We start from the raw sequence: 2,548 nt of genomic DNA on the forward strand, positions 1-2,548 counted from the left end.
CACGAACGGTCGACCACGCACGAAAGAGCCCGCCCCGCGAACGGGACGGGCTCTTTTCACACGCTCAGGCGTGGAATCGGCTCAGAGAGCGGAGACCTGCTTGGCGATGGAGGACTTGCGGTTCGCAGCCTGGTTCTGGTGGATGACACCCTTGCTGACGGCCTTGTCGAGCTTGCGGGAGGCAGCCTTCAGAGCAGCCTCGGCTGCAGCCTTGTCACCGGAGACGACAGCGGCGCGGGTCGCGCGGATGTGCGTCTTCAGCTCGCTCTTCACGGCCTTGTTGCGCTCGTGAGCCTTGTCGTTGGTCTTGTTGCGCTTGATCTGCGACTTGATGTTTGCCACGTGTGGACGCTTTCTGTACGGAGTTGTTAGGAAATGCCGGCAGAAGAAGAGGGCTTCCACTCGGCGGTCGTGAGGGAAGAACCCACACGCAAGCCAAGAACCAACTCTACCAGCACTCGGGCCGTTCGCCCTAAACGACTCCGCAGGGCACGACACGAGGGATTCTCTGTCACAGCGCATCGCGCACAGCGCCCGTCGGGTGCACAATCATCAGTATCCCGACATCACCGTCGTGACATCGACGTCAAGGAGCGACATGCGCCCTGCCCTTCCTCCCCGCCGTGACCGATGAGTTCCGTCCGCAGAGTCGGTGCGCGGTGGATGACCGTGTTCACGCTGGCGTGGTTGGCGATCTGGACGGTGCAGCTCACGCCGGTTCAGCTGCTCCTGCCCCTGCAGCTGAACACCTCGGAGGACGACTGGATCCCCGGTGTCATCTCGTCGGGCCTGGTGCTCGGCATCGGCGGCCTCGCGGGGATCGTCGCGGGTCCGATCGCCGGTGCGCTCTCGGATCGCGCAGGTGTCGGTCGCAGACGGCGGCGGCCCTGGGCGCTCGGTGGCGTGCTGCTCACGGCGGTGTTCCTCGTCGTCACGGGGTTCAGTGAGGGCCCCTGGGCGGTCGGCGGGGCATGGGTGGGGGTGTCGATCGGTGTCGCCGTGTCATCCGCAGCCTTCACCGCTCTGATCGCCGACCAGCTGCCGGCGACGCAGCGTGGGGCGGCATCCGCAGCGGTGGGATCCAGCCAGGCCGTGGGGATCGTACTCGGGGTCGGCCTCGTGGTGCTCCTCGGACTCGGGATCCGCGACGGCTACCTGCTGCTCGCCGCGGTCATCGCGGTCGTGGGAACAGCCGCAGCTCTGCTTCTGCCCGACCCTCCGGCTCTCGTCGAGGAGTCTCCCGTGACGCGGGATCGTCGCCCCTGGGCGTCTCTCCGCGACCGGGACTTCGCCTGGATGCTCTCGGGCCGCCTCGTCACCAACATCGGCAACGCGCTCGGCACCGCGCTGTTCCTCTTCTTCCTGCTTCATGGTCTGCATCAGGAGACGACCGTCGCGCAGGACAACCTGCTGCTCCTGATCGTTGTCTACACGCTGTTCGTGGTGCTCGCGTCGGTGTTCACGGGCGTGCTGTCGGATCGCACGGGCAACAGGCGCACGCTCACCATCCTCGCCACCCTCATACAGGCTGCCTCGGGCGTGGTGATCGCTCTTGTGCCCACGTTCGAGGCGACGATGGTGGCCGCAGCCCTCATGGGGCTCGGATACGGTGCGTTCTCGACCGTCGGTCTCGCCTTCGCCGCAGACCTGCTGCCGGATGAGAAAGACCACGCGCGCGACCTCGGCATCGTCTACGTCACCGCAGCGCTCGGTCAGCTGATCGGCCCCGTCCTCGGCGCGGGTCTGGTCGCACTCGTGGGCGGGTTCTGGCTCGTGTTCGTGGCCGCGGCGGTGCTGTCGCTCGTCGGTGGTGCGCTCACGGCTCTCGCGAGGCAGCCCGCGAGGGATCCGCTGCGGGAGTCTCAGCCGCTGCCGTAGCCGCCACCGTGGCGTCGGCGTCGATCGTCGCGATGGCCAGGCGCAGCACCGCGTTGAAGACCTTCGGACGCATCGCGGTGACGAGGTGCGTGGTGCGCGGCACCACGATGAGCTCCGCGTGCGGCGCGAGTCGCTGGAAGAGCGGCTCGTTGACCCGCCGCTGATCCCACTCGCCGTTCACGAACCACAGCGGCACATGGATCCGGGCGACGGCGGTCGCGAGATCGAGGGTGGCGAGGGTGCGCAGCGCCGTGTCCTGGGTGTCGAGGGCGTAGCCGCCCGCGGCGAAGTCGGATCGTGTCTCCTCGGGGATCGTCGCCTCGAGGATGCGCTTCGTGATCCACATACCTCGGTCGGGAAGGCGATCGACGGCTCGCGCGATGGCGCGGTAGGCGGCGAGGCCCGCGCCACGGGGGAGCGACGTGCAGGACGCGGCGATGAGCCCCGCGACCCGGGGTGCCTCCGCCCCGCCGACGTAGGCGAGCGACAGCAGGCCGCCCATCGAATGCCCGACGACGAGCACGGGTCCGCGGGTGGCGGCATCGCGAACGGCGACGTCGATGGTGTGCAGAGCCTCATGCAGGGTGAAGTCCTCGCTCATCCGCGTGCCGTGGCCGGGTAGATCGATGGCCACCGCACCGATGCCCTGCTCTTCGAGGTAGGCGAGCTG

3 protein-coding genes are annotated in these 2,548 nt (G+C 68.1%); 1 reads left to right on the forward strand and 2 read right to left on the reverse strand.

Annotated features, from left to right (window positions below; translation table 11 throughout):
• Window positions 1-81: 81 nt before the first annotated feature.
• On the reverse strand, window positions 82-342 hold the full coding sequence (gene rpsT / locus J7E68_RS12690; protein ID WP_053096545.1) for a 30S ribosomal protein S20: 261 nt from the start codon (window positions 340-342) through the stop codon (window positions 82-84).
• A 288-nt stretch (window positions 343-630) separates the two neighbouring features.
• On the opposite strand from rpsT, the gene J7E68_RS12695 reads away from it, so the two are divergent.
• Window positions 631-1,878, forward strand: coding sequence for a nitrate/nitrite transporter (locus J7E68_RS12695; protein WP_285225345.1), 1,248 nt, complete (start codon window positions 631-633; stop codon window positions 1,876-1,878).
• Here J7E68_RS12695 and J7E68_RS12700 read toward each other — a convergent pair.
• Window positions 1,817-2,548, reverse strand: a 732-nt coding sequence (locus tag J7E68_RS12700; RefSeq protein ID WP_215173142.1) for an alpha/beta fold hydrolase, incomplete at its 5' end; no start/stop codon positions are given. The genes J7E68_RS12695 and J7E68_RS12700 overlap by 62 nt on opposite strands.

The sequence above is a fragment of the Microbacterium sp. ISL-103 genome (genome assembly GCF_018613995.1).
In the GTDB taxonomy this organism is placed as follows: domain Bacteria; phylum Actinomycetota; class Actinomycetes; order Actinomycetales; family Microbacteriaceae; genus Microbacterium.

What these genes read in the sequence shown, in the direction of transcription:
- J7E68_RS12695 (WP_285225345.1), top strand. Translation starts at nt 631, where the DNA reads ATGAGTTCCGTCCGCAGAGTCGGTGCGCGGTGGATGACCGTGTTCACG.